The 20,226-nt window shown below is 50.5% G+C and carries 19 protein-coding genes and 3 pseudogenes; 11 read left to right on the forward strand and 11 right to left on the reverse strand.

What is annotated here, in order from left to right; translation table 11 throughout:
* Positions 1-377: 377 nt before the first annotated feature.
* Genes AC0Z2B_RS24450 through AC0Z2B_RS24490 form a run of 9 tightly spaced genes read right to left on the reverse strand, consistent with a single transcriptional unit; the run spans position 378 to position 8,984 of the window.
* A complete protein-coding gene (locus AC0Z2B_RS24450; protein ID WP_476300010.1) occupies positions 378-908 on the reverse strand; it encodes a GrpB family protein in 531 nt (176 codons plus the stop codon).
* Positions 880-1,632, reverse strand: coding sequence for a tyrosine-protein phosphatase (locus tag AC0Z2B_RS24455; protein WP_476300012.1), 753 nt, complete (start codon positions 1,630-1,632; stop codon positions 880-882). The genes AC0Z2B_RS24450 and AC0Z2B_RS24455 overlap by 29 nt, the downstream gene beginning before the upstream one ends.
* Positions 1,622-2,713, reverse strand: coding sequence for an aminotransferase class I/II-fold pyridoxal phosphate-dependent enzyme (locus tag AC0Z2B_RS24460; protein ID WP_476300014.1), 1,092 nt, complete (start codon positions 2,711-2,713; stop codon positions 1,622-1,624). The genes AC0Z2B_RS24455 and AC0Z2B_RS24460 overlap by 11 nt, the downstream gene beginning before the upstream one ends.
* Positions 2,697-4,028 carry a hypothetical protein gene (locus AC0Z2B_RS24465; protein ID WP_476300016.1) on the reverse strand — a complete coding sequence of 444 codons (1,332 nt, stop codon included), beginning with the start codon at positions 4,026-4,028 and terminating at the stop codon, positions 2,697-2,699. Before AC0Z2B_RS24465 ends, AC0Z2B_RS24460 begins: the two co-directional genes overlap by 17 nt.
* A gap of 30 nt (positions 4,029-4,058) precedes the next feature.
* Complete coding sequence (locus tag AC0Z2B_RS24470) at positions 4,059-4,667, reverse strand: 2OG-Fe(II) oxygenase (RefSeq protein WP_476300018.1); 609 nt, start codon at positions 4,665-4,667, stop codon at positions 4,059-4,061.
* Between the two features lie 13 nt (positions 4,668-4,680).
* Complete coding sequence (locus tag AC0Z2B_RS24475) at positions 4,681-5,328, reverse strand: 2OG-Fe(II) oxygenase (protein WP_476300020.1); 648 nt, start codon at positions 5,326-5,328, stop codon at positions 4,681-4,683.
* Positions 5,329-6,672 (reverse strand): B12-binding domain-containing radical SAM protein, encoded by a 1,344-nt coding sequence (locus AC0Z2B_RS24480; protein WP_476300022.1) that lies wholly within the window; start codon positions 6,670-6,672, stop codon positions 5,329-5,331.
* Between the two features lie 13 nt (positions 6,673-6,685).
* On the reverse strand, positions 6,686-7,753 hold the full coding sequence (gene truD, locus AC0Z2B_RS24485; protein ID WP_476300024.1) for a tRNA pseudouridine(13) synthase TruD: 1,068 nt from the start codon (positions 7,751-7,753) through the stop codon (positions 6,686-6,688).
* Positions 7,743-8,984, reverse strand: coding sequence for an MFS transporter (locus tag AC0Z2B_RS24490; protein WP_476300025.1), 1,242 nt, complete (start codon positions 8,982-8,984; stop codon positions 7,743-7,745). Before AC0Z2B_RS24490 ends, truD begins: the two co-directional genes overlap by 11 nt.
* A 1,030-nt stretch (positions 8,985-10,014) precedes the next feature.
* On the opposite strand from AC0Z2B_RS24490, the pseudogene istA reads away from it, so the two are divergent.
* The 11 genes and pseudogenes from istA to AC0Z2B_RS24545 all read left to right on the forward strand — a co-directional run.
* Positions 10,015-10,909 (forward strand): annotated as a pseudogene (gene istA / locus AC0Z2B_RS24495) (IS21 family transposase); the annotation flags it as partial.
* The gene (gene istB, locus AC0Z2B_RS24500) at positions 10,910-11,668 is read left to right on the forward strand and encodes an IS21-like element helper ATPase IstB (protein ID WP_476300107.1); all 759 of its coding nucleotides are present in this window, start codon (positions 10,910-10,912) and stop codon (positions 11,666-11,668) included.
* A 2-nt stretch (positions 11,669-11,670) separates the two neighbouring features.
* Positions 11,671-12,237 carry a hypothetical protein gene (locus AC0Z2B_RS24505; protein WP_476300027.1) on the forward strand — a complete coding sequence of 189 codons (567 nt, stop codon included), beginning with the start codon at positions 11,671-11,673 and terminating at the stop codon, positions 12,235-12,237.
* A 13-nt stretch (positions 12,238-12,250) separates the two neighbouring features.
* A complete protein-coding gene (locus AC0Z2B_RS24510) occupies positions 12,251-12,766 on the forward strand; it encodes an RHS repeat-associated core domain-containing protein (protein WP_476300029.1) in 516 nt (171 codons plus the stop codon).
* A 620-nt stretch (positions 12,767-13,386) separates the two neighbouring features.
* On the forward strand, positions 13,387-13,965 hold the full coding sequence (locus tag AC0Z2B_RS24515) for a hypothetical protein (RefSeq protein ID WP_476300031.1): 579 nt from the start codon (positions 13,387-13,389) through the stop codon (positions 13,963-13,965).
* A gap of 166 nt (positions 13,966-14,131) precedes the next feature.
* The gene (locus AC0Z2B_RS24520) at positions 14,132-14,335 is read left to right on the forward strand and encodes a hypothetical protein (RefSeq protein ID WP_476300033.1); all 204 of its coding nucleotides are present in this window, start codon (positions 14,132-14,134) and stop codon (positions 14,333-14,335) included.
* 177 nt (positions 14,336-14,512) lie between these two features.
* A complete protein-coding gene (locus tag AC0Z2B_RS24525; protein ID WP_476300035.1) occupies positions 14,513-15,010 on the forward strand; it encodes a tetratricopeptide repeat protein in 498 nt (165 codons plus the stop codon).
* Between the two features lie 111 nt (positions 15,011-15,121).
* On the forward strand, positions 15,122-15,259 hold the full coding sequence (locus tag AC0Z2B_RS24530; protein WP_476300037.1) for a hypothetical protein: 138 nt from the start codon (positions 15,122-15,124) through the stop codon (positions 15,257-15,259).
* Between the two features lie 1,191 nt (positions 15,260-16,450).
* Complete coding sequence (locus AC0Z2B_RS24535) at positions 16,451-16,735, forward strand: hypothetical protein (protein WP_476300038.1); 285 nt, start codon at positions 16,451-16,453, stop codon at positions 16,733-16,735.
* Positions 16,736-16,848: 113 nt separating this feature from the next.
* A pseudogene (locus tag AC0Z2B_RS24540) lies at positions 16,849-17,111 on the forward strand (transposase); the annotation flags it as partial.
* A gap of 159 nt (positions 17,112-17,270) precedes the next feature.
* The gene (locus AC0Z2B_RS24545; RefSeq protein WP_476300040.1) at positions 17,271-18,491 is read left to right on the forward strand and encodes an MFS transporter; all 1,221 of its coding nucleotides are present in this window, start codon (positions 17,271-17,273) and stop codon (positions 18,489-18,491) included.
* Between the two features lie 10 nt (positions 18,492-18,501).
* On the opposite strand, the gene AC0Z2B_RS24550 is transcribed toward AC0Z2B_RS24545, so the two are convergent.
* Complete coding sequence (locus AC0Z2B_RS24550) at positions 18,502-19,710, reverse strand: DUF2252 domain-containing protein (RefSeq protein ID WP_476300042.1); 1,209 nt, start codon at positions 19,708-19,710, stop codon at positions 18,502-18,504.
* A gap of 113 nt (positions 19,711-19,823) precedes the next feature.
* A pseudogene (locus AC0Z2B_RS24555) lies at positions 19,824-20,201 on the reverse strand (glyoxalase superfamily protein); the annotation flags it as partial.
* Positions 20,202-20,226: the final 25 nt, after the last annotated feature.

Here is a 20,226-nt window from a genome sequence, read left to right on the forward strand (position 1 = left end):
CGCAATTGCGGAACCAGATTGGATTATGGAAGGCGGGTATGCAGAGACGGCTGAAATGAGGTTTAGGTGTTCAGATATCATAATACTCGTAGACACACCCGACGCCACGTGCGTTGAAAGGTATCGTAAGAGAGTATCACGTATAAGGCTTGGCGATATTTTTTTGCTCCCTGAGGCTGTCCAGGGTACAACTAGCGTACCTTTTCCAGACGGAGACTTTCCTAAAATCATCAAAAAAATCACTTCCTACAAAAGTTCAACACAGCAGATCCTCATTGAGGCTGCGGCTAGAAACAATGCTCCATTGTATCTCTCATCCACTTTGGCCTAATAGCAAAAATTAATTCACTACCCGTGGTGTAACTCATTAGTTGAGTTTATTTAAGGGCCAAAGTTTCAATTTCTTCTAAAACTGCTGACTTACATTGGCTGTAGGCGTTAGTAGAGTGAGGGTTGCACATAGCGCACCGGATCTTGTCGCGCTCGTATTTATCCCGGGCACATTTGTTGTTAAGGAGATAATCACGGAACGCCAGGTGCCTATCAACATGAGCAGATCCAATCACAAAAAAATGGGCCTGGACACGAAGTCGATATTCAGACGCCGGCCTTACACAATATCTACGTCCCGGAATTCCATACTCACCAAACCATTCATAACCGCACGCGGTTAATTGCTCTTGCAGCTTATCACACAATTCCAAATCTCTAACAACGGGCATGACGTCTATTACCGGTTTTGCCTTTATACCGGGAACTGCTGTAGAACCAATATGGTGACAGGATATCAGTAGGTCCCCAAAAACTTGATGCAGTTCACGGGCAACCTCGTCCGCAATAACTGCCCATTGATGGTTATACGCTTCTAGTATAACTTCCCTAGTGTCCATGTTCAGTTTTCTCCGCATTTGGGCAAGCTTCCGAAAGCCGACCAACAAAAGACCTTTTATCCATAGCGCGAAATTTTTCCAGCGCAGGTCGAATGACGCTCCCAGAAAGCTCATAACGGCGAGAAATTGAAGAAAGTGACTCCTGGCGCTTGGTACATAATCTTTGACGCCATGCCGCGTCCGCCCGAAAAGCCCTAGCGGTCAGAGCAAAGTCCTTCTCAATCTCTTCATTAACAACCCCAAGTAAGTCCAGAGCGATTGCAATAACGATCCCTGTGCGGTCCTTCCCAGCGCTACAGGTCAAGAGAGTCGGCATTGAGGGCAGTAGTCGTAACACCTCTAGTGCAATAGGAATGGCTTGCGGAAGCATAAGGGAGTAAATTTTTGAAAACTCGGTCAGTGTAGTAGGCTTGAGGCCTTCATCATTTAAAACTGGAAACGCCAAAGGCAACCAAGAATAGTTGATATTATGAGACCTTGGCGACACAAAGCCTTGTATTTCTTTAGCAGTCCGCAAATCCACCCACCGAAACTTTCCTAGAGACAGGCTTAAGTATTCGAGCAACCTATTGTCACCGGCAAGGGGAGCGGCCGAACGAATTAGTATACGTCTAGATAAACATCCGCCATCCCTAAAGCGTACGTCACCAAGATCGCGAGTATTTGTTGCACCTGGAAAACGCAGCCAACGGCTGCTTTTAGAATGAGTTTCGGACTTTAAAGTTAACACTTCAAACTCCATCCAGAGCACGTAAAACGCACTGCATTGTCCGTTTATCAGCAATCGTAAAACGTATCACATCCGTGACTTTCAAAGCATCGGACGTGTTTTTTATTCGAATTCCTTTCTCCGCAAGCTTGGCCACGACTGAGTTAGCACTTGCTGCAGGAATCTTAAAGTTTACAAAATTCGTAACGCTAGGAATAGCTTGCCAATCAGGCTTTTGTGTTGCAACCTTTGCAATAAACCAATCACGCGTTCTAATTATATTAGATCGTATGCACTTAAGTTTATCTTGGTTATTCAGCAGATACATCGCGGCGTGTAATGCAACACCAGATATCGCGTTCTCAGATCGATAAGAGGCCAGTACTCTAGAAATCGCCGGCGGGGCGTTTACTAAAGCCAGTCGACAACCTGCCATACCGAACCCCTTGGAGAGAGATCGAATATATACGATATTATCCATAACGCCGAGATAATCCTCTATGCTAACATCGGAAAAGTCGGAAAAGCATTCATCAATTATTAGTAGATGGCCAAGCCCTTGGCATTTCACTGCAAGCTCACCAATGAAAGGCAAGGAGCACTCAAACCCTGTTGGGCTATTTGGATTGGATATGACTACGATTGATGGCTTCTTATCCGGTAACGCATCGATGAAGTTACTGTAGAACTCCTCAATTGGCGCGGAAATATCCATATGACATTCGACAATATCTAGATATCGTAGTTTAGAATAATACGTCCATCCAACATAATTTGGCGTTTGCAGAATTATACTTTTAGATACTTTGGTAAGTGCGTCAAGTATTGTAGAGATGGCCGCGTCGGACCCAGGGAATAGACGCAGTCGATCAGCAGGTAAATTTATCTCGCCTGCGATCAACTCTAAATAGTGATATGGCGATGGGTAATAGGCCAATGACTCCGGTGATATTTCCAACCTGGAAAGAAGATTGAGCATTAATGGGTGAATTAATTCGCAACTTCCCAGGTTTACATAGTTTCCATTCTCTCTGATATGGGAGCCCCAGTTAGCTTCAGGAGTAGGTAACGGAAATGGTGATACGCCCACCGGCGGATTAGTTATGCTGGACATCAATCACGGCACCTAATTGCGTTAATTTAGAATAAAAACTAGAATACCCACGTTCTAAGTGCCCCAAGCCACTAATAGTGGTCGATCCATGAATCCCCAGAGCTGCAATCACCAACATAGCACCCGCTCTTAAATCAGTCGCATGGATAACCTTGTTCACCGCAGATGGGCGTTTTGGTGAAATATGAATACTATTATGCTTTTTAGTAATCTCAGCTCCAAGTATTTGCATAGCATCTAAGTAACCGAACCTCTCTTTCCATACTTCCTCAGTAATTGAGCTTGGTTCTGGTCCGTTGGAAAGAAGCAGTGTAAAAAAGGGCTGAGAGTCGCTGAATATGCCATGAGAAGTCACCACAATGTCAACTCCAGTTTGTAGTGAGCTCTTCTGAAGGCTAAGCGCGTTTTCATCATCTATATCCAGCTGATATCCCAATAGGTTGAGATAATGAATTTCAGAAGAAAGTGAAGTGCTGAGTTCTCTGTGGTTAACATTTTTAATCTTGAGTTCAGAATTGGTATAGGCAGAGAGTGCCAAAAAGGTCATCAATTCGATTGCGTCATGTGTCAACTCGACTTCGAAGTCTTCGGGCGTCGGTTTGTGAACTGCTGTTATTACAATTCTCTGCTCATCGAACGAAATTTTAGTTCCTGATGCACTCACCGCTTTTAGGAGATCAACCACATCTCCTTTCAAATATGGATTCAATATCTCGGTTGTTCCGATGGCATTCGCGCCTAGAATAATAGCTGTCTTTGTAGCTCCGGAATAATACGGTCCAGTCAGTTTTCCGTTTTGGTCCCAGGTTCCGAAATCCGCCATGTCTATAGTCGTAGCTGAAAGCTTCTCAGCTTCGGCGTACACTTTGCCGCCACTCAAAGAGACAGTTGCACCGAATCGCTCCATGACCTGGCATATGTGGGATATGGGTCGGGCACCGTTCTTGGCGTCACCTATTAAACATCCCCCGAACGGACCAGCTCCTACTTTTCCGTGTCTTGCTAGGAGGCTAGGCAACAGATAAATTGATCCATGAACCAGTTCGGACAGATCAGCGTTGATTTCGTGCGGGCGTAGTGACTGGGCTTCAACGGTAAGTACCTGCTCAGCATCATCGTAAGTAGTCAGGCCGCCTAGCTCCGCGATGATTAACATCAGCACCCTAGTATCCGCAACATCTGGCGCATTCCGAATTGTAAACCGTCTTGGACTAGATAGGCCAAAAGCAATAGTCGCCACTAGCGAATGCTTAAACCCGGATATTGAGACAGAGCCTTTAAGTGGTCGACCACCAGAAACTTTCCAAATTGTCATATAAGTCCTAAGATGTCACTTTCAGTCTAATCAGGTTCTGTACACAATGGTAACAACTTGACGTTTACTGCTTTGAGATGCATGAGTTAACGGTGTTACCATGTGCCAGGATTGGTCACTACGTGGAATTATCACAGTTGTATTAAACAAAGGTAAAATTTCATGGGCATATCTGCTCTCATCTGGCCCACCCAAAATACGAAGATTTCCACCCCATTCATATTCCCATTGGGGGCATAGGTTTATGATCTGTGTAATAATCTTGTCCTCCTTGTCGGTATGGGGGCCGAGCCAATCGCCGACCTGGTATTCCCAGAAATTTAGGTCAACAAAAGTGGCTTCAGTATTGAATTTCAGATTAAACATTGTAGACAGCGCTTGCATGTGCAAATGAGACTTTGCCACCTCAAGGACGATGCTCCATAAATTGTTTTTTAACACCGCATCGTTGAGTGATAAGCAGTGATGTCGATAGGCTTTACCGTGGCCTGGTATACCGTTCGTTCTGTTAGATAGAACTAGCTGTTCTGAAGGGAAGGCATCAGCTAAGCGTAGTGCCAAACCTGTGTCAAATAGCTCTCGACCCATACCCCAAAGATAAGGTTCCTGATTGGCCACAACATTTCGGAGGAGATCCATAGTATTTGCTCCGTCAATCACGAGTGGAAGATGTTACTTTTCCATAATGTAACAGCAGCGTGCGCCTAGATTGCCTTCTCCCAGTTGTACCAGTAGTAACTGAATGCCATGAATTGGAGGTAGGTACAATGATTACAGAGCGATTGGGCAAAGGAGAAATCTCAGCAAAGATATCACTGGGATTACTTGAGTTGAGTATAAGCAAATCTCCTCCGCATCCGGGTGTATAGTCTTCGGAGAAATATATTATCTGGGTAAGAAGCTTGTCATTCCGATCAGTATGCGGCTCCATAAAACAATCTGCACTGTAACTGACTAGTCGTGCTTCAAGAAGAGTCCGCTTTAAATCAATCCCAGATAGCTCTGAGGTATGCTTATTATGCTCTGGTGATAGCAGATGTTGTATGTAGTGACGCCAGGAGCAAGGCAAAATATCAAACGCCTCTTTAACTAACTCCCCCCTTATAGCAAGGGTCAATACATAATTCTGATATTGTTTGGCCGAACCACGCGTGTGGCTATCCGAGTATTTAAGCGACTTGATTGGAAATGCAGCTCGCAACTCATCAAAAGTAGAGCTTTTCAGGTAATTGTCAATGACGCCGTGATGAAAGGGCTCGTGGTGCCATGTCCACTGGCTATGATCTTCCCCCAGTGCCATTTAGAACTCTCCGACCGCAGTTGAAGAGTCGCTACTAATGTGACGCAAGTTTATTTTTTCTGCCACTAATGTGGACTTGTATGTATGACCGTATACCAAGCTATAAACGCTAGAATTATATTCTATATCTGACGCATTGAAGAACGTTTGTCTATTGAATTTTGACACTTCACGAATTGACATAGAATCAGTCAGATGGTGGTAGGGTGTATATATCGTGGGGCGTACTCTTGCGCCATGCTCCTCCATATAATTAGAAGTGGCCTCGAAATCCTCAACACGTGTACCAGGTAAACCAGCAATAACGAAGCAGTTTAGCTCAATACCACACTCCTTAGCCCACCCCGAAACCAAGTCGAACTGTGCTCGGCCGTTGTGTTTTATTTTAGGAAGTGCATCGAGGGTAGAGGTAAATGCTTCAACACCGATGCTAATTCTTATACATCCGCTATCCGCCATTTCCTGCATCAGCGGCAAGCTCAGGTGAAACGTAGTCGTTACGCACTTCCAAGGGAATACAATATTTTTAGCCTTGAGTTCGCGACACAGCTCCAGAACCCAAGATCGATTAAGAGTAAAAGTTGGAGCGTAGAACGAAACGTATTCGAAAGGTTGGGCGGAAAAAGATTCCCTAATATATTTGACTACGTCTAGGACATCAACTCGTCGTTCTTTTTTACCCTGCATAATTGGGACGTCACAGTATTCACAACCCACAGGGCAACCTCGAGCTATAGGAACTACTAGCTCTCGACGCTCCGGGATACCGCAGAATTTGTTGAGATCTTTGTTGTACAGTCGATCGTAATGCTCGTAGGGAATATCATTAATGTCTGGAAATACCCAGGATTCTGCCGGCAATGCTATACCGGGGCCACCACGTAGATATCCAGAGCTCCGTTTAACCGATACACCGAGTGGAGTTTCTTTTTCATCATATAGACAACGCAGATATCCATGCACTCCCGCCTCGTAGTCGCCGGAAAATACTACCCCGTCGAACCCCATGCGCTCAAATAGTCCCGGCAACTGATTAGAGAGCCTTCCGAATGTAAATACCTTAGCTTTTGGAGATAGTTCCGCTATATAATCTAGCATCCTCTCGAAACTGTCGACCGCGTCAAAGTCATTCATGAGCCCTATAACGTCGTATTGCCTGATTAGGACTTCACAGATATCTCGCCAATGAATATTTAACGCTGCCGCATCGACTATCGTAAGCGAAATATCAGGCCTTGTTTTACGTATATAAGCTCCAACCTGAAATAGTGGCAGATGGTGCCCGGCATTAAAGTAGCTAGGAATGTGGGGAGGAATCATTAACAAAAGGCTTGTCGTCTTCATTCATATTCTCCAGTTATTCTGCAACTGATAACTGCATTGAGAAGATTAATTGGTCCATCGCCATGGTTGCATAACATCCAGACGGTAAGAAAAATTCGAAAGACGCTTTCCAACGTCCGAGATTTAGTTCATCTGGTGCCTTTTGCGAAACTTTAAAACTTGTTTGGATTATGGGCGGACGGTACCGGAAGCTTCTGAGTATTTGCCCCCCCTGTTTTGTATACCGATTCATCTGCAGTGAGTCGAGCGGCCCCGAGAGACGTCTCGTCGCTTCCGAGTTCCCTGTAAAAAAGTAGTCTATGCCTCGGCGTTGATTACAGTGCAATGGAATATTTGGCACGTTCTTAACCAGTTGAATCAGATCTTCATTCCATTCAAGCGATGCATGCGAAGCTAAGTAAAAGTCGACGCGCCGTGGATCGAGAGAGTCAAAAAACTCTCTTGGCTCACCACTCCATTCCGAACCCGCTTGTCCTTCAGGTGTACCAGAGAGAATGGTCTGCTGTAGTGCCGTGTTATAGTCGCCCGCGATTAGAGCCTTTCCGATCAAATGGGTCGTCGGCGCACGTCCTGGAATTCCAAAGCGCTGCACGTCGTAGTAGTTTAACCAGTCGATCACGATGGTTGAGTTTAGAGAAATGTATCGGGCCACTTCTTGATTGAGATTGCGTACGTTAATTTTGAATGCATTCCCAAGCAGGTTACCAATCGATATTTCGCGAGACTCTCCTTTCAGCGGCGTTATAGCTACATAGTCTCCGTTGGCCGAGGTCATCTTCGCGTTAAATCTTTCGATTTCATCTTTACTAAACAAGTATGTCGATGCAATTGTTTGCTCTGTTATACCATCTTCGTCTTTTAGGCCAGCGTATGTTATTTGGCTGGTTGCACATCCCACAAACTCTGCCAGATGCGAAATTGCTTCCGTGGTAGTGTGCAGTTTCTTTTTTAGCAAGAAGTTTTGAATCTTCCCTTGGAATTGATCACTCGGCGCCAATAACTCGCGAACTCTAAAGTCTTCTGGCACAGTTTTTATTTTATGCTGAAAAAGCACGTGGTCGGTGGACATATTAACGGTCATAGGATACCTCTTTTGAGAAAATCTTAGTTCCGGCTAAAAGAGCAACACTAAACATAATCACTCCTAATGTTACTATTGCTGCGGCGGGTGTGAGGTAGCTAATTGCCATGCCTGCAATCAATGCCCCTATTGGTGTTGCCAGTAAAACTAAGGTTCTCGCCGCAGCACTCACTGGGGCAATAAGAGCAAAAGGGCTGTACAACTGCCGTATTGATATATATACGGTGTTAAAAGTTGCGGTTCCGCTACCGATCAGAAAAGAACCGGTCAATATCGCTGCTACTTTCCATTCTGTGGTTTCCAAGCCTTGGACTGCTCCGTAAATTATTATTCCTATGGATGTTATTGCGATACTAAAGGCCACTAAAGCCTTGCCTTGATGCGAGTAGCGCTTGATCATCAGTAGGAAGCTTGTGAGAATCCCTCCGCATGCTTGCATGGCCAGAAACCAGCTAACGGAGAACGCATCAAAGCTCAAAAACTTCGATAAATACACCATCTGCAGGGCGGTAAAGCCGCCAAGAAATATATTAGCTACAATAGCGAATTTCGTGACTTGCGATAGCGCATGGTGTCGGAAGATAAACCGATACCCAGTTAGGAGCTTGTCTACAATACTTCTATTTCTGATTTCTAGGTTGTCTATGTCGACCTGCTTTAACTTTAAAAGCCCAGCAATTGGTATCGAGATGCACGCTAGTCCTATTACGCCAGTTAAAGCAGTCGTTACATCGGTAATTGTAATCAAGATACCCGCAACTATTGGCGTCAACAGTGCTGCAGTATTTCGCGAAGCGGAAAGTATTGCGTTGAATCGGGTGAGTTCACTAGCGGAATAGTGTTTAGGGTAGATTGTTTGTAGAGCTAAACTCCCGACCGTCGCTGCAAAGCTCGATAATATTAAAGGTGATGATGCCGTACTAAATGTAAGACACCGCAGAAGTGCCAATACTTCAATAACGCCAATGGCCGTTATTTCAACGGCGCATGTGGCAATCAATAACGTTTTAGTCCCTGTCACTTGTAGCAATAGGCTGCCAATAGCATTGCCTACGACCTGCGCAGCGAACGTTATGGCTATTAGTACTGCGATTTTATTAGAGGTGGTTATTGTGTCGATAGACAGCATGAATGGGATGGCAAAGGTTATTATTTTCATACGCACATCGGAGATGGTTTGTAATGTGCATGTAATGAATGTTAGACCTGAAATGTTTGCTCGGGATGGCATATATGATTCCGTATACACGGCTCCACTGTCTTGAGATTTACTTCCTTTCAATACCTAAACATTAGCCTGATCTTTCGGAAAATTGCCAAGTCGTGTCATGCAATGGCGTAAAGTGTTGCCCGTTTTAAATCTTTCTGTCAAGGACAATGATCCTTATGAAATTAATATTTATAATAACAATTAATTATAAGTTTATCTCTTTCTGTTCGTGAGCGCGTGGTGCTAGGAGACTCATCGTGACACGACGACGTCAAGTGTTCGAATACGTACAGCAAATCAACAAATTGCTTTCTTAGAAGCATGCATCGAATTTAATAATTACACGCAAATTTCGCTAATGTGACGAAAAAAAGAAACATGGATCAGTGTGTTATATGCTGGGAAAGGCTCGCTTGCAGCGTAGCTATTCCGAGTTGAAACTCTATTGGCGCGTCTTTGCCATCGCGATGAAACGGAGAGAGGTTAATAATGACGTGCCACTTATCCATGAGTTGCCGCCTGAGCTCGCTGAGGAAAAATTTAACACAGTGTCCGGGATCAGTTGACCATTACACCCTCACTTTTTCTTCGACCAATCTAGCTAGCTTTTGTAGGCTTGGAGCGGGGGTAGAGAAAGATTTGGACGCTCAGCTACCCGAACGGAGCCCCCCCTACAAGGTCAGCGGCGAATTGCTCAAACAGTGCTGCCGTTTCCTGCTGCAGGCCGTCCTCGTGCCCCGGTGTTTCAAGATCGGTGACCAGGCACGAGTCATATCCAACGAACAGGACGAACCTAAAGCGATCAAGGTGTGCATCCAACGGTCGGCTGCTGTCCAGGATTTCGTCAATGTCATGTCGAAGCAGGTAGTCATCGTCCTTGACGTCCAATATCTTGCTACGCGCCGAATCGAAACATTCCTCGATGACCTCATAGAGTGTTGCCGCTGACCGAAAACTGACCCATTAAAGGCTGTTCTGCCGACTGAAGACTGACCCAGGTGTTCAACTGCTTCTGCTCACTTTCCGAGCAGGAGAACACCAGGTGATCAGCATGGAAATGATGGGAAAAATTCGGCGGATGTATTTCCGCGACAAGCTGTCGCTTCACCAAATAGCGAAGCGTACCGGGCTGTCCAGAAACACCATCCGAAAGTGGGTCAGAGCCCCCGAAACCAAACAGCCGGTGTACCAGCGCCAATCCGCTTTCAACAAGCTCAGTCCTTTCCACGAAACGCTGGAACAGGCACTCAAAGCCGATTCACTCCGGGCAAAACACAACCGCAGAACCGCCAAGGCTCACTTCGAGCAGATCAAAGGCACGGGCTACGACGGCGGCTACAGTCAGCTAACCGCATTCATCCGCGCGTGGCGCGGCGAGCAGGGAAAATCCCTGCGAGCCTTTGTACCGTTGACGTTCGCGTTGAGCGAGGGCTTTCCAGTTCGACTGGAGTGAAGAAGGTCTGTTGATCGGCGGGCTGTTCAGGCGGATCCAGGTCTCCCACATGAAGCTCTGTGCCAGCCGCGCATTTTGGCTGGTGGCCTATCCCAGCCTAGGTCACGAGATGCTGTTTGGTGCCCATACTCGCTCGTTTGGGGCATTGGGCGGCGTTCCTCGTCGCGGCATTTACGACAACATGAAAACGGCTGTCGACAAGGTCAGCAAGGGTAAAGGCCGGACGGTCAATGCCCGCTTTTCGGTGATGTGCGTGCATTATCTGTTCGACCCAGACTTCTGCAACGTGGCTTCGGGCTGGAAAAAAGGGATCGTCGAGAAGAACGTCCAAGACAGTCGGCGGCGTATCTGGCTCGATGCTCAAGACTGCCTGTTTCATACCTTCGATGACCTGAATATCTGGCTCGGCCAACGCTGCCGAACTCTCCGGAGTGAGCTGCCGCACCCGCAATACAAGGGGCTTATGTTGTCAGATGCCCTAGAGCTGGAGCGGGTGGCGCACGCTTGGGAAGAATTGGCTGCTCAGGGGGAAGCATCGACAGCATCCTCAAAATGGCTGCTTGAGCATCTGCTCCAACAGGGGCAGGCAGATCGCGCCGTGCGCTCTGTGAACCATCAGATGAACATGGCCAAGCTTCCGATGCACCGTGATTTAGCGGGCTTTGACTTCAGCGTTTCCAGCGCTGATGCCCGCCTGGTTAGGGAGCTATCGAGCCTGGAGTTTACAGAGACGGCCCAAAACGTGGTGTTCATAGGCGGGCCTGGAACCGGCAAAACACACTTGGCCAGCGCGCTGGCCATATCCGGCATCACCGTTCACAACAAGCGAGTCCGCTTCTTCTCCACGGTAGACCTGGTCAATCTGTTGGAGCGTGAAAAGTACGATGGGAAAACGGGCCGGATTACACAGGGGCTGCTCCGCACAGACCTCGTCATCCTGGATGAGCTGGGCTATCTGCCTTTCAGCCCGAGCGGTGGCGCGCTGCTGTTTCATCTTCTGTCCAAGCTTTACGAGCACACCAGCGTAGTCATCACGGCCAACCTCAGCTTCTCGGAATGGTCGAGCGTGTTCGGCGATGCCAACATGACCACTGCACTGCTGGATCGACTGACGCACCACTGCCACATCGTCGAAACGGGCAATGACTCCTACCGCCTGCAACACAGCACCTTAGCTGACCGGACAAAGATCAAGACACGTGAACGAAAGCGTAAGGGAGGTGATGTCGCTGAGGACGATGAGCCATTTTGATCTTGATCGGAAGGTGCCCTGCCACGCTTGACAACCTCACCCTGCCCTACGATGCCGCCGGCAACCTGCAGCAGCACACTACCGGGTTGCGCTACACCTATGATGAAAGCGGGAGGATGAACGCGGTGTACCAAGCCGGTGCCCAGCGGGTGGCGGTGTACAGCTACAACGCACTGGGGCAGCGCAGCCTGAAGCTGACCTATGACCCCGCCAGCGGCGCACTGCAGAGCGGCAGCGTGTTTTACTACGGCCCCAGCGGCGAACTGATCGGCCAGACCGACTACAGCGGTACCACCGGGCAGCGGCTGATGACCCGTTACTGGGTGTGGCTGGACAGCCTGCCCCTCGCTCAAGTCGAGGTGAACTACACCCAGGGCGCACTGAGCGGTGGCCAGATCCTTTACCTGCACCCTGACCACCTCAACGCCCCGCGCATCGCCACCAATCAGCAAGCTGTGGTGTGGACCTGGAACAGCGACGCCTTCGGCGCGGCGCTGCCCAATGAGGACGTGGACGGCGATGGGGTGGCCACGCATATTCCCCCTGCGCGTCCCAAGGCAGTACTATGATGCGCAGACGCAGTTGAGCTACAACTACTTCACGGATTATGACGCGAATCTGGGGCGATATGTGGAGAGTGATCCAAGTACGCTAAATGGCGGAATAAACGCATACAGTTATGCCGTGGGAAACCCGGGCTATTACACCAACCCTTTGGGCTTGGAAACAATCGCGCTTCCTTCTTGGCAAAATATAGCGAAATTTCCACGACTCATTCCAAAATCTGGTGGAAGGGTGACGAGCACAGCTAGCCTTCTATATCCGAATACCTCGCTCGTAAGCCCTGCCATGAATCATTGCGCAGGCCGCTGCCAGTATGCCCCCCCTGCTAATGCTTATGATCCAACCGGGCCAAAAGCACCGGGAAGACCTAGCGAAGAGGATGGCTACACAGATCCCAAACGCGGCGAAAATTGGGTACCGAACCCAAACCCCGAAAAAGGCTCAGCCAGCCATGGTTGGAAAGATGCTGCTGGTGACACACAGGGGATTATCGCAATATTTTTACAACTAAAAAACAAAGTGGAAGCCGCATGAAAAACATACAAATAATATCTAGCGCAGCAAATTGCGTATACGATGTTTTTTCAGCCACCGACGAACAATTCGATTTGATTTTTCCCACCGGAACCGACATTGCTTTTATTGATTAAGTTCTCGCGTATGCAAATCAAAAGGAACTGGACAAAGCATTTGAGAAGATCTGGACACGGAGAGTAAACAAAAAATTGGCGAATGGCATTCACGGGACCTTGTTTTACAATTTGGACACAAAAAAGATTTACTACCCCACCCACAAAGATGAAGAGGCTATTAACCCTAATGGTTCCAGGCTAAGATAATGTCAAGTACAACTTACCTTCAAAACCAGTCCATTGCTTCGCCGTCACGTGCGGCAGAGCTATATCTTTTGGTGGAGCAGCACTGTTTCGTAAAGCGTTCGGCCAAGATAATTGACAGAAATACCGTCAGAAATGGCGCTTAGGGCTGATCAGAAACATGCCCCCCGTTTTCAAAATATTGCCCCCAACACAAATCGCTATGGTATACATTACTACCGCAAGGCATTTTCGACCCCCTCAGGTTATAACTCGAACAGCTTTGCTAGAAAATTAGGTATGGCCACTGGTTTTCCATGCCACCTGAAGGTACAGGGTATGGAAATTCGATCTATCAAACTTATAGAGCACCGAGCCAACGACATGAAAACCAAAAGGTCATCCTGCATACGAAAAACGGCGCTTTTAAACTTCGCATTCGCGTGGCTCACGCTTTCATTCTCGCAACCAGCTTACCCACAAGAAAGCGAGGCAGCACCTGTTGTTTATCGGCTATATCATGACTTTGGTTGGGAGGCACTATTCGCATCACCAGACGATGCCCAAAAATTCCTAGGCCCTACTCTTTTAATGCAACCAAAGGAGATTCTTGCAAAATATTTTGACAACGAACTTGTGCTACTTTTTCTAAAAGAAGCCGATTGCGTTAAAAAAAAACCAGGCAAGCTATGCAAATTGGAGTTTAATCCAATATTTGCATCACAAGACTCCTCCGCCTCTGAACTGAGCATCAAGCGCGCCACCCCTACAAGCATTGATGTAGAATTTTCCTACCCAGCAAATCATGAAAAAATTAGAGTTTCGTATGACATGACCAAAACCTCAAAAGGTTGGAAAATCGCAGACATAGAATACACTGACAGCCACACATTATTAAAAAAACTTTTGAGCAAATAAATCAAACACAACGACTAAGCCTATTGCCACCAGCTTATTTGACTCTGTACGAAATGTATCCCAGCTCGCCCACGCTGCGTTGAAAACAGGCTCGGAATGCTCATTTACAACCCGTAAAGTCGGGCGCGACCCCAGCCGTGCAAACGACCTTCAGAAGGACCTGAACATGGCATTTTCTGCCTTTCGCAAACGACTGCTGGTCGCTGCCTGGGCGCGCTCACTATCATCTGTCATGGCCCACGCCTACAGTACCAGTGCCTACACCTACACCGACCTGAGCCAGATCGCCAGCGTCGATGGCCCCGTGCCGACGTATCCGACATCACCCACTACGCCTACGACGCCTGAATTCCGGCTGTCGTTGTTTTAACGGAGATACTCCCAGAGCTTGCCCCGCCAGAAATAATTATAGAGGCACCATTCTGATGACTTCAAAAGCCAAAACATATGCAGCCGTAAAGTTTTTTGATATTGCGAATGGAAGAAGGAAGCCCTTGGAGCCCCCACCCAAATAGGCCTGCACAATTAAAGTTAGCGGAGCAAAACAATGTTAAAATCCTTTACCAAAAGAACCTTGAGATTTCTTGGAGCCTCTTTCCAAGGCCATAGCGACATGCTGACTGTCTTTTTCTTGGAGAAGGCAGCCAGACAAGGAGATGGCTGGTCACAGAACAACCTCGCCGCGTACTACTTACGAGGAAGATACGTACCGATAGATATAGAGAAAGCCATCAATCTATACTTGATGGCAGCAAAAAATCTAGTATGCGAGGCATACCTCAACCTTGGACAACTCTACTACGAAGGTCGTCACATCAAACGAGATGATACCGAGTCAGCGAAGTGGTTTTCTTACGCAGCCGAATGCGAAGACCCACGTGGGGAGTACCGATTAGGGCTAATGTACTTGGATGGTTCAGGGGTAGAGAAGGACCTTAAAACAGCCTTGCTACTATTAGAAAAAGCGCAAAAAAAAGGGATCCTCATTGCCCCATCCTTACTCGAAATAGTTAAGGAAAAATTGAAAAATCCGAATCAGGAATAGCTTGCGGCGCATCGAGATGCAGGGCAATTTCGCTTATCGAGGTGACCGCCCGCATCTCGCCGGCAATTTCAAGAGCTTTGGCTGCGCCACACCTATAATGAAAGCGGACGGATGAACGCGGTGTATCAGGCCTGCGGCGCACTGCAAACCGGCAGCACCTTTTATTACGGCCCCAGTGGCGAATTGATCGGTCAGACCGACTACAGCGGCACCACCGGGCAGCGGCAGATGACGCGCAGGCGCAGTTGAGCTACAACTACTTCAAGGATTACGAGGCGAATCTTGGGCGATACGTGCAGAGCGACCCAATCGGCGTGGTCGCCGGCGCCAACACTTAGGGATATGCAAACGCTAATCCGCTGAGCTATATCCACTCGAATGGGCAGTTCGCCTTCCTTATCCCAGCAGTCGAAGCGTTCGAAGCAATTGTTGCAACCGTAGGAGGTTCTGGAGCCGTCTCTGCGCGTACCGCAGGAACCGCCGAAGCTGTATTGGGCGCCACCGTTGCAGTGACGAGAGATAAAAGTGCACCAAGGGCTTCCATAGATGAATGATCAATTCCATTCGAAAAACAACGCTATTGGAGCATCAAACGCTGGTCTTATTAGAACCGCTAATGAAGAGGTAATTCAAGACAGCACGGTAAAAACCCGAATCACATTACAGCAAAAAATCTGACCGCAAGGCAATTGCAAGGGTTATTCACCCCGACAATACCAAACCCACCGTCCAAAAGCCTGAGAGCACCCGAAAGATGACCACAAAAGCTAACATATTCAGAGTCGATTTTAATGAGATGATTGACTTCGAGACGATCATGTTCTCGCAGCACGACGAAAAGACCAATATTCACGGCACTATCGTTACGATAGCAGAGGGAATGATAGTTATACTAATCGAGGAAGATTTCGATCAGTCAGGAAACTTAGACAATATAATCGCCACCGGCACGATAACCAAGAACGACAACAACGATTTTAGTTCTCACGTAAAATGGTGCTGCAAGATTGATACCAACGGGATACGTCACGAGTCCGAATTAACCAACAATAAATAAAGATAGCTGTGGATCTATCTCTACCATTCGAGCATACCCAGGCAATACCGATCCAACTACGCGGATCCCAAATGTGACGAAAATTGGGTACCGAACCCAGGCTCCGAAAAAAGTGGAAGCCATCATGATTGGGAAGATGTTTATTGCAATATTTTGGTTCTACTTTGTACTTTTTGTTCGACTGCGGACGCATTCAATGCTATGAGAAACTATTCGGCACCAGGTGCATCCTATGCTGCAGTGGGGATTCATGATCTTGTACCTACAGGAGAAAACCCAATCCGTCAAACAGTTAACTCTTGCGAGAAGACGACAACCAAACAGACGCTGGTTGGACATTTTTTTTGCGAGCAGGTTTCACGAAGCCTATCAGGCCCCTTACAATGAGAAAACTTACAGCCTTCTTTGGAGTATCCATAACAATTTGGATGCTGATATTATACCTAGGCATCAGCCTGTATTTCGAACTAGCCTCCCGAAATATAGCAGGCCACCCAAACGCGCAGCAGCTTTATAGCAGCATCATACTTCCAGGAGCATTACTATTAGCAAACCTACTGCTTCTGGCATTAAATAAAAAAACGCCCCACCTCATTATTTTGATTGCAATCCCAGCTCAACCAATAGCGGTGCTGCTTTTCTTTTTCTTGATAAGTGGAGGCGTATGACCTGCATGATAAAAATACTTGTGGAAATGCGCCACCCGCCTCACCCGATCCTTGAAGAAAAAGCCCGGCGTTGCGAGCCGGCTTTACTTCATTGGCGTTTCTACGCCAAGGAGTTAGGTCGCTACTGTGATCGTTTCCGAATGCAGCCGGTGATTCCGTTACGGATCATGAAGCGCGAGCCGGCCCCGGCGTCCCCAGATTATTTGACAAGCCAAAACATCGGAAGCGGAACGTCATCGAGCGTGTTTTTGGCTGGCTGAAGGAAAGTCGCCGCATCGTGACGCGCTTCGACAAGCTTGCAAAAAGTTATGCCGCGATGGTCACTCTGGCTTGCGCCATGCGGTGTCTACGGCATCATTTTTCGTACAGAGCTTAAGGAGCAGGATTTTTTCTCAGGCATCCCCCTTGAGCCGTTCCGCGGAAAACATCGCCGCTCCATTGTTGAACTGGGTTCAAGACATTTGGTAAAAAACGGCGCAAATAGGCCGTCAATTCTCCAATAGGCTATGGCAAAACCTTTCTGGAGTTAAGTGTCATGCCGTCCTCAACCGTGGCCCAGGCCACGCCATCCGCCCATTCAGCCTTGCAGATTCTGATCATGACCGTGGCGGCGTTCATCATCGTCACCACCGAGTTCCTCATCGTCGGCCTGCTGCCGGCCCTGGCCCGTGACCTTGACGTGTCCATCGCCGTGGCCGGCCAGCTGGTGACGCTATTCGCCTTCACCGTGATGCTGTTCGGCCCGCTGCTCACCGCGCGCCTGGCGCAGGTGGAGCGCAAGCGCCTGTTCACCGTGATTTTGCTGGTGTTCGCCGCCTCCAACGTGCTGGCCGCGCTGGCCAGCAATATCTGGATCATGGCCCTGGCGCGCTTCATCCCCGCCCTGGCCTTGCCGGTATTCTGGGGCACCGCCAGCGAAACCGCCGGGCAACTGGCAGGCCCGGGCAACGCCGGCAAGGCGGTGTCTAAAGTGTACATGGGCATCTCCGCGGCCCTGGTGTTTGGCGTGCCGCTGGGCACCGTGGCCGCCGACACCCTGGGCTGGCGCGGCACGTTCTGGGCCCTGGCGGCGGTGTCGCTGGTGATCGCCGCGCTGATGCACCTGGCCATGCCCACCCTGCCCACCTCACCCAAGCCCGCCGACGGCGAGAAACAGACTGCCATCCTGCGCCAGCCGCGCTTCCTGGCCCACGTGCTGCTGTCGGTGCTGGCCTTCACGGCCATGTTCACCGCCTACACCTACCTGGCCGACATCCTTGAACGCGTGGCCAGCGTACCCGCCAGCCAGGTCGGCTGGTGGCTGATGGGCTTCGGCGCCGTGGGCATGCTGGGCAACCATTGGGGCGGCCAGTTGGTAGACCGCAAGCCGCTGGGGGCCATGGTGCTGTTCCTGCTGGTCATGGGCGCCGGCATGCTCGCTGTGGTCCCGGCCGCCGGGCACCACGCCTGGCTGATCGTCGCGCTGGTCGCCTGGGGCATCGGCTACACCGCGCTGTTCCCGGTGTGCCAGGTGCGGGTGATGCAGGCTGGCGCCCGCGCCCAGGCACTGGCCGCTTCGCTGAACATTTCGGCGGCCAACGCAGGCATTGGCCTGGGGGCTATTTTGGGCGGGCTGGGGATTCGGCACCTGGGGTTGGATGCCTTGGGCTTGATCGCCACGGCCATCGCCGCCGTGGCCCTGCTGGTGGCACTGCTGATGATGGGCCAGCGCCCCGCCGTCATGGCCCAACCCGAGGGCGCATGCCCGAGCCGCTGAACCCCGCTCGCTACTTGCCGGCCTTCGCCCGCTTGGCCTCCTCCAGCGCATAACGCCGGCAATGCTCCAGATAGCCCATTTCATGGCTGGCCACCAGTTGCACCACGCTCTTCCACAGCCACGACGGCGCATCCAGGGTGCGCGAGCGGTTCAGTTGCAGGTCCTTGATCCAGCCGGCGCGGGTGGCCAGGTCCATCTGCCGGGCGTGGGCCAGGCCCACCACGCGCGCCAGGTAGGCCGCTACGCGCATGGCCTCGACCTGGGTGAGCTGGTCCAGCTCCAGCTTCATGTCCTGGGGCAGCAGTTCGCGGATGAAGAAGCCGTTGTCGAGCATGCGCGTGGCCAGCATGCGGTTGCCCAGGCCCGGTGACAGGTGGCGGGCGCCCTCCACCACGCGCTGGCCGTTGTCCCGTGGCATGGACGCGCGGGCGGCGCGCGGCGCGGCGGCGCCCACGGCCTGCTTGATGTCGATCAGGCAGTAGTCGGGGTCGTCGTCATCGCCCACGCTCAGCAACGCCGCGTAGCGCTGCAGGCCCAGGGAGCTGCAGCCCTTGACCCAGTAGGCGGAGTCCAGCAGCTCGACGCGGTCATCCTTGGAGCGGCCTTTGAGCGAGGTCACCAGCGCGTGGATGTCGTCACTGGCGCAGAGCTTCTTCAGCGCCGTGCGCTCGTCCTTGGCCAGCGGCCAGAAGTGCTTGCCCTGGGGGATGGTCGGGCGGGTGTCCTCGATGCGCTCCTGGGCCAGGTGCTTCCAGGTGCGCTGCACCGCGCTGCGCATGCCGGCCTTGACCTGGGCCGGGCGTGGCGGGTCTTCGTCGACGTTGGTTTCGAAGGCCAGTTCGTAGCCGCGCATCATCTCTTCGAGCATTTTCGCCGTGGCCACGCCGGGCAGGTCGGAGCCGCGCGCGGCGGTGGCCAACGACAGCGCCAGGCGCACCAGGTCGTGGGCCGGGTTGCCGATCACGGTCTGGTCGAGGTCGCGGATGTGGATGTCGATCTTGCCCTTGAGGTCGCCCGTGGGGCCCAGGTTGCCGGCGTGGCAGTCGCCGCAGATCCACACCGCCGGCCCGCTGGGCAGGCGCTTGCCCGGCTGGCTGTGCAGCCACTGGTAGAACTGCACCGTGCTGCCGCGCACGTAGGCGTGGGCGGAACGGGCCATTTTCAGGTTGCGGAGTTCGGTGAGCGGGGCGAGGCGCGCGGAGGGTCTGGGTGTTTTCATGGGGGCGTCTTTGGCAGGTGTGTGCAGTGGACTGGCGGCCGTCATAAATGTTTCAAAATATTTCCCAGATACCCCGTAACAACGGCCGCCAGGCCGCGTCCCGCCCACCACCCTTACATCTGGCAGAACCGCAGACGGTTGCCGAACGGGTCGTACACTTCCAGCACCTGCCCCCAGTCCTGCTGCACGATACCGGGCCGCGCATTGCCGTAGCGCTTGGCCAGCAACTCATCGCGCAGCTGTTCTATGTTGTGCATCGGAATAAACACCGTCGCCCCCGGGCAGGCATCGCCGTGGTGTTCTGACAGGTGCAGTTGCAGCGCACCGCGGCGAATGCCCAGGTACAGCGGCAGGCCGGCTTCGAAACGGTGCTCGAACTCGACGCTGAAGCCGAGGAAATCGAGGTAGAACTCCCGGGCTTTGGCTTCATCGAAGCTGCGCAGGATGGGGATGGGGCTATCGAACGTGGGTGCGGTCATGGTTCCCTCCTGGAACGGATGTTGGGGGATCATGCCC

The organism is Pseudomonas sp. GYB4201 (assembly GCF_056312595.1).

Coding starts and splice junctions, on each gene's coding strand:
- AC0Z2B_RS24450 (WP_476300010.1), bottom strand. CDS start 908: ATGCGGAGAAAACTGAACATGGACACTAGGGAAGTTATACTAGAAGCG.
- AC0Z2B_RS24455 (WP_476300012.1), bottom strand. CDS start 1,632: ATGGAGTTTGAAGTGTTAACTTTAAAGTCCGAAACTCATTCTAAAAGC.
- AC0Z2B_RS24460 (WP_476300014.1), bottom strand. CDS start 2,713: ATGTCCAGCATAACTAATCCGCCGGTGGGCGTATCACCATTTCCGTTA.
- AC0Z2B_RS24465 (WP_476300016.1), bottom strand. CDS start 4,028: ATGACAATTTGGAAAGTTTCTGGTGGTCGACCACTTAAAGGCTCTGTC.
- AC0Z2B_RS24470 (WP_476300018.1), bottom strand. CDS start 4,667: ATGGATCTCCTCCGAAATGTTGTGGCCAATCAGGAACCTTATCTTTGG.
- AC0Z2B_RS24475 (WP_476300020.1), bottom strand. CDS start 5,328: ATGGCACTGGGGGAAGATCATAGCCAGTGGACATGGCACCACGAGCCC.
- AC0Z2B_RS24480 (WP_476300022.1), bottom strand. CDS start 6,672: ATGAAGACGACAAGCCTTTTGTTAATGATTCCTCCCCACATTCCTAGC.
- truD (WP_476300024.1), bottom strand. CDS start 7,753: ATGACCGTTAATATGTCCACCGACCACGTGCTTTTTCAGCATAAAATA.
- AC0Z2B_RS24490 (WP_476300025.1), bottom strand. CDS start 8,984: ATGCCATCCCGAGCAAACATTTCAGGTCTAACATTCATTACATGCACA.
- AC0Z2B_RS24515 (WP_476300031.1), top strand. CDS start 13,387: ATGGAAATTCGATCTATCAAACTTATAGAGCACCGAGCCAACGACATG.
- AC0Z2B_RS24520 (WP_476300033.1), top strand. CDS start 14,132: ATGGCATTTTCTGCCTTTCGCAAACGACTGCTGGTCGCTGCCTGGGCG.
- AC0Z2B_RS24525 (WP_476300035.1), top strand. CDS start 14,513: ATGTTAAAATCCTTTACCAAAAGAACCTTGAGATTTCTTGGAGCCTCT.
- AC0Z2B_RS24530 (WP_476300037.1), top strand. CDS start 15,122: ATGAACGCGGTGTATCAGGCCTGCGGCGCACTGCAAACCGGCAGCACC.
- AC0Z2B_RS24535 (WP_476300038.1), top strand. CDS start 16,451: ATGAGAAAACTTACAGCCTTCTTTGGAGTATCCATAACAATTTGGATG.
- AC0Z2B_RS24545 (WP_476300040.1), top strand. CDS start 17,271: ATGCCGTCCTCAACCGTGGCCCAGGCCACGCCATCCGCCCATTCAGCC.
- AC0Z2B_RS24550 (WP_476300042.1), bottom strand. CDS start 19,710: ATGAAAACACCCAGACCCTCCGCGCGCCTCGCCCCGCTCACCGAACTC.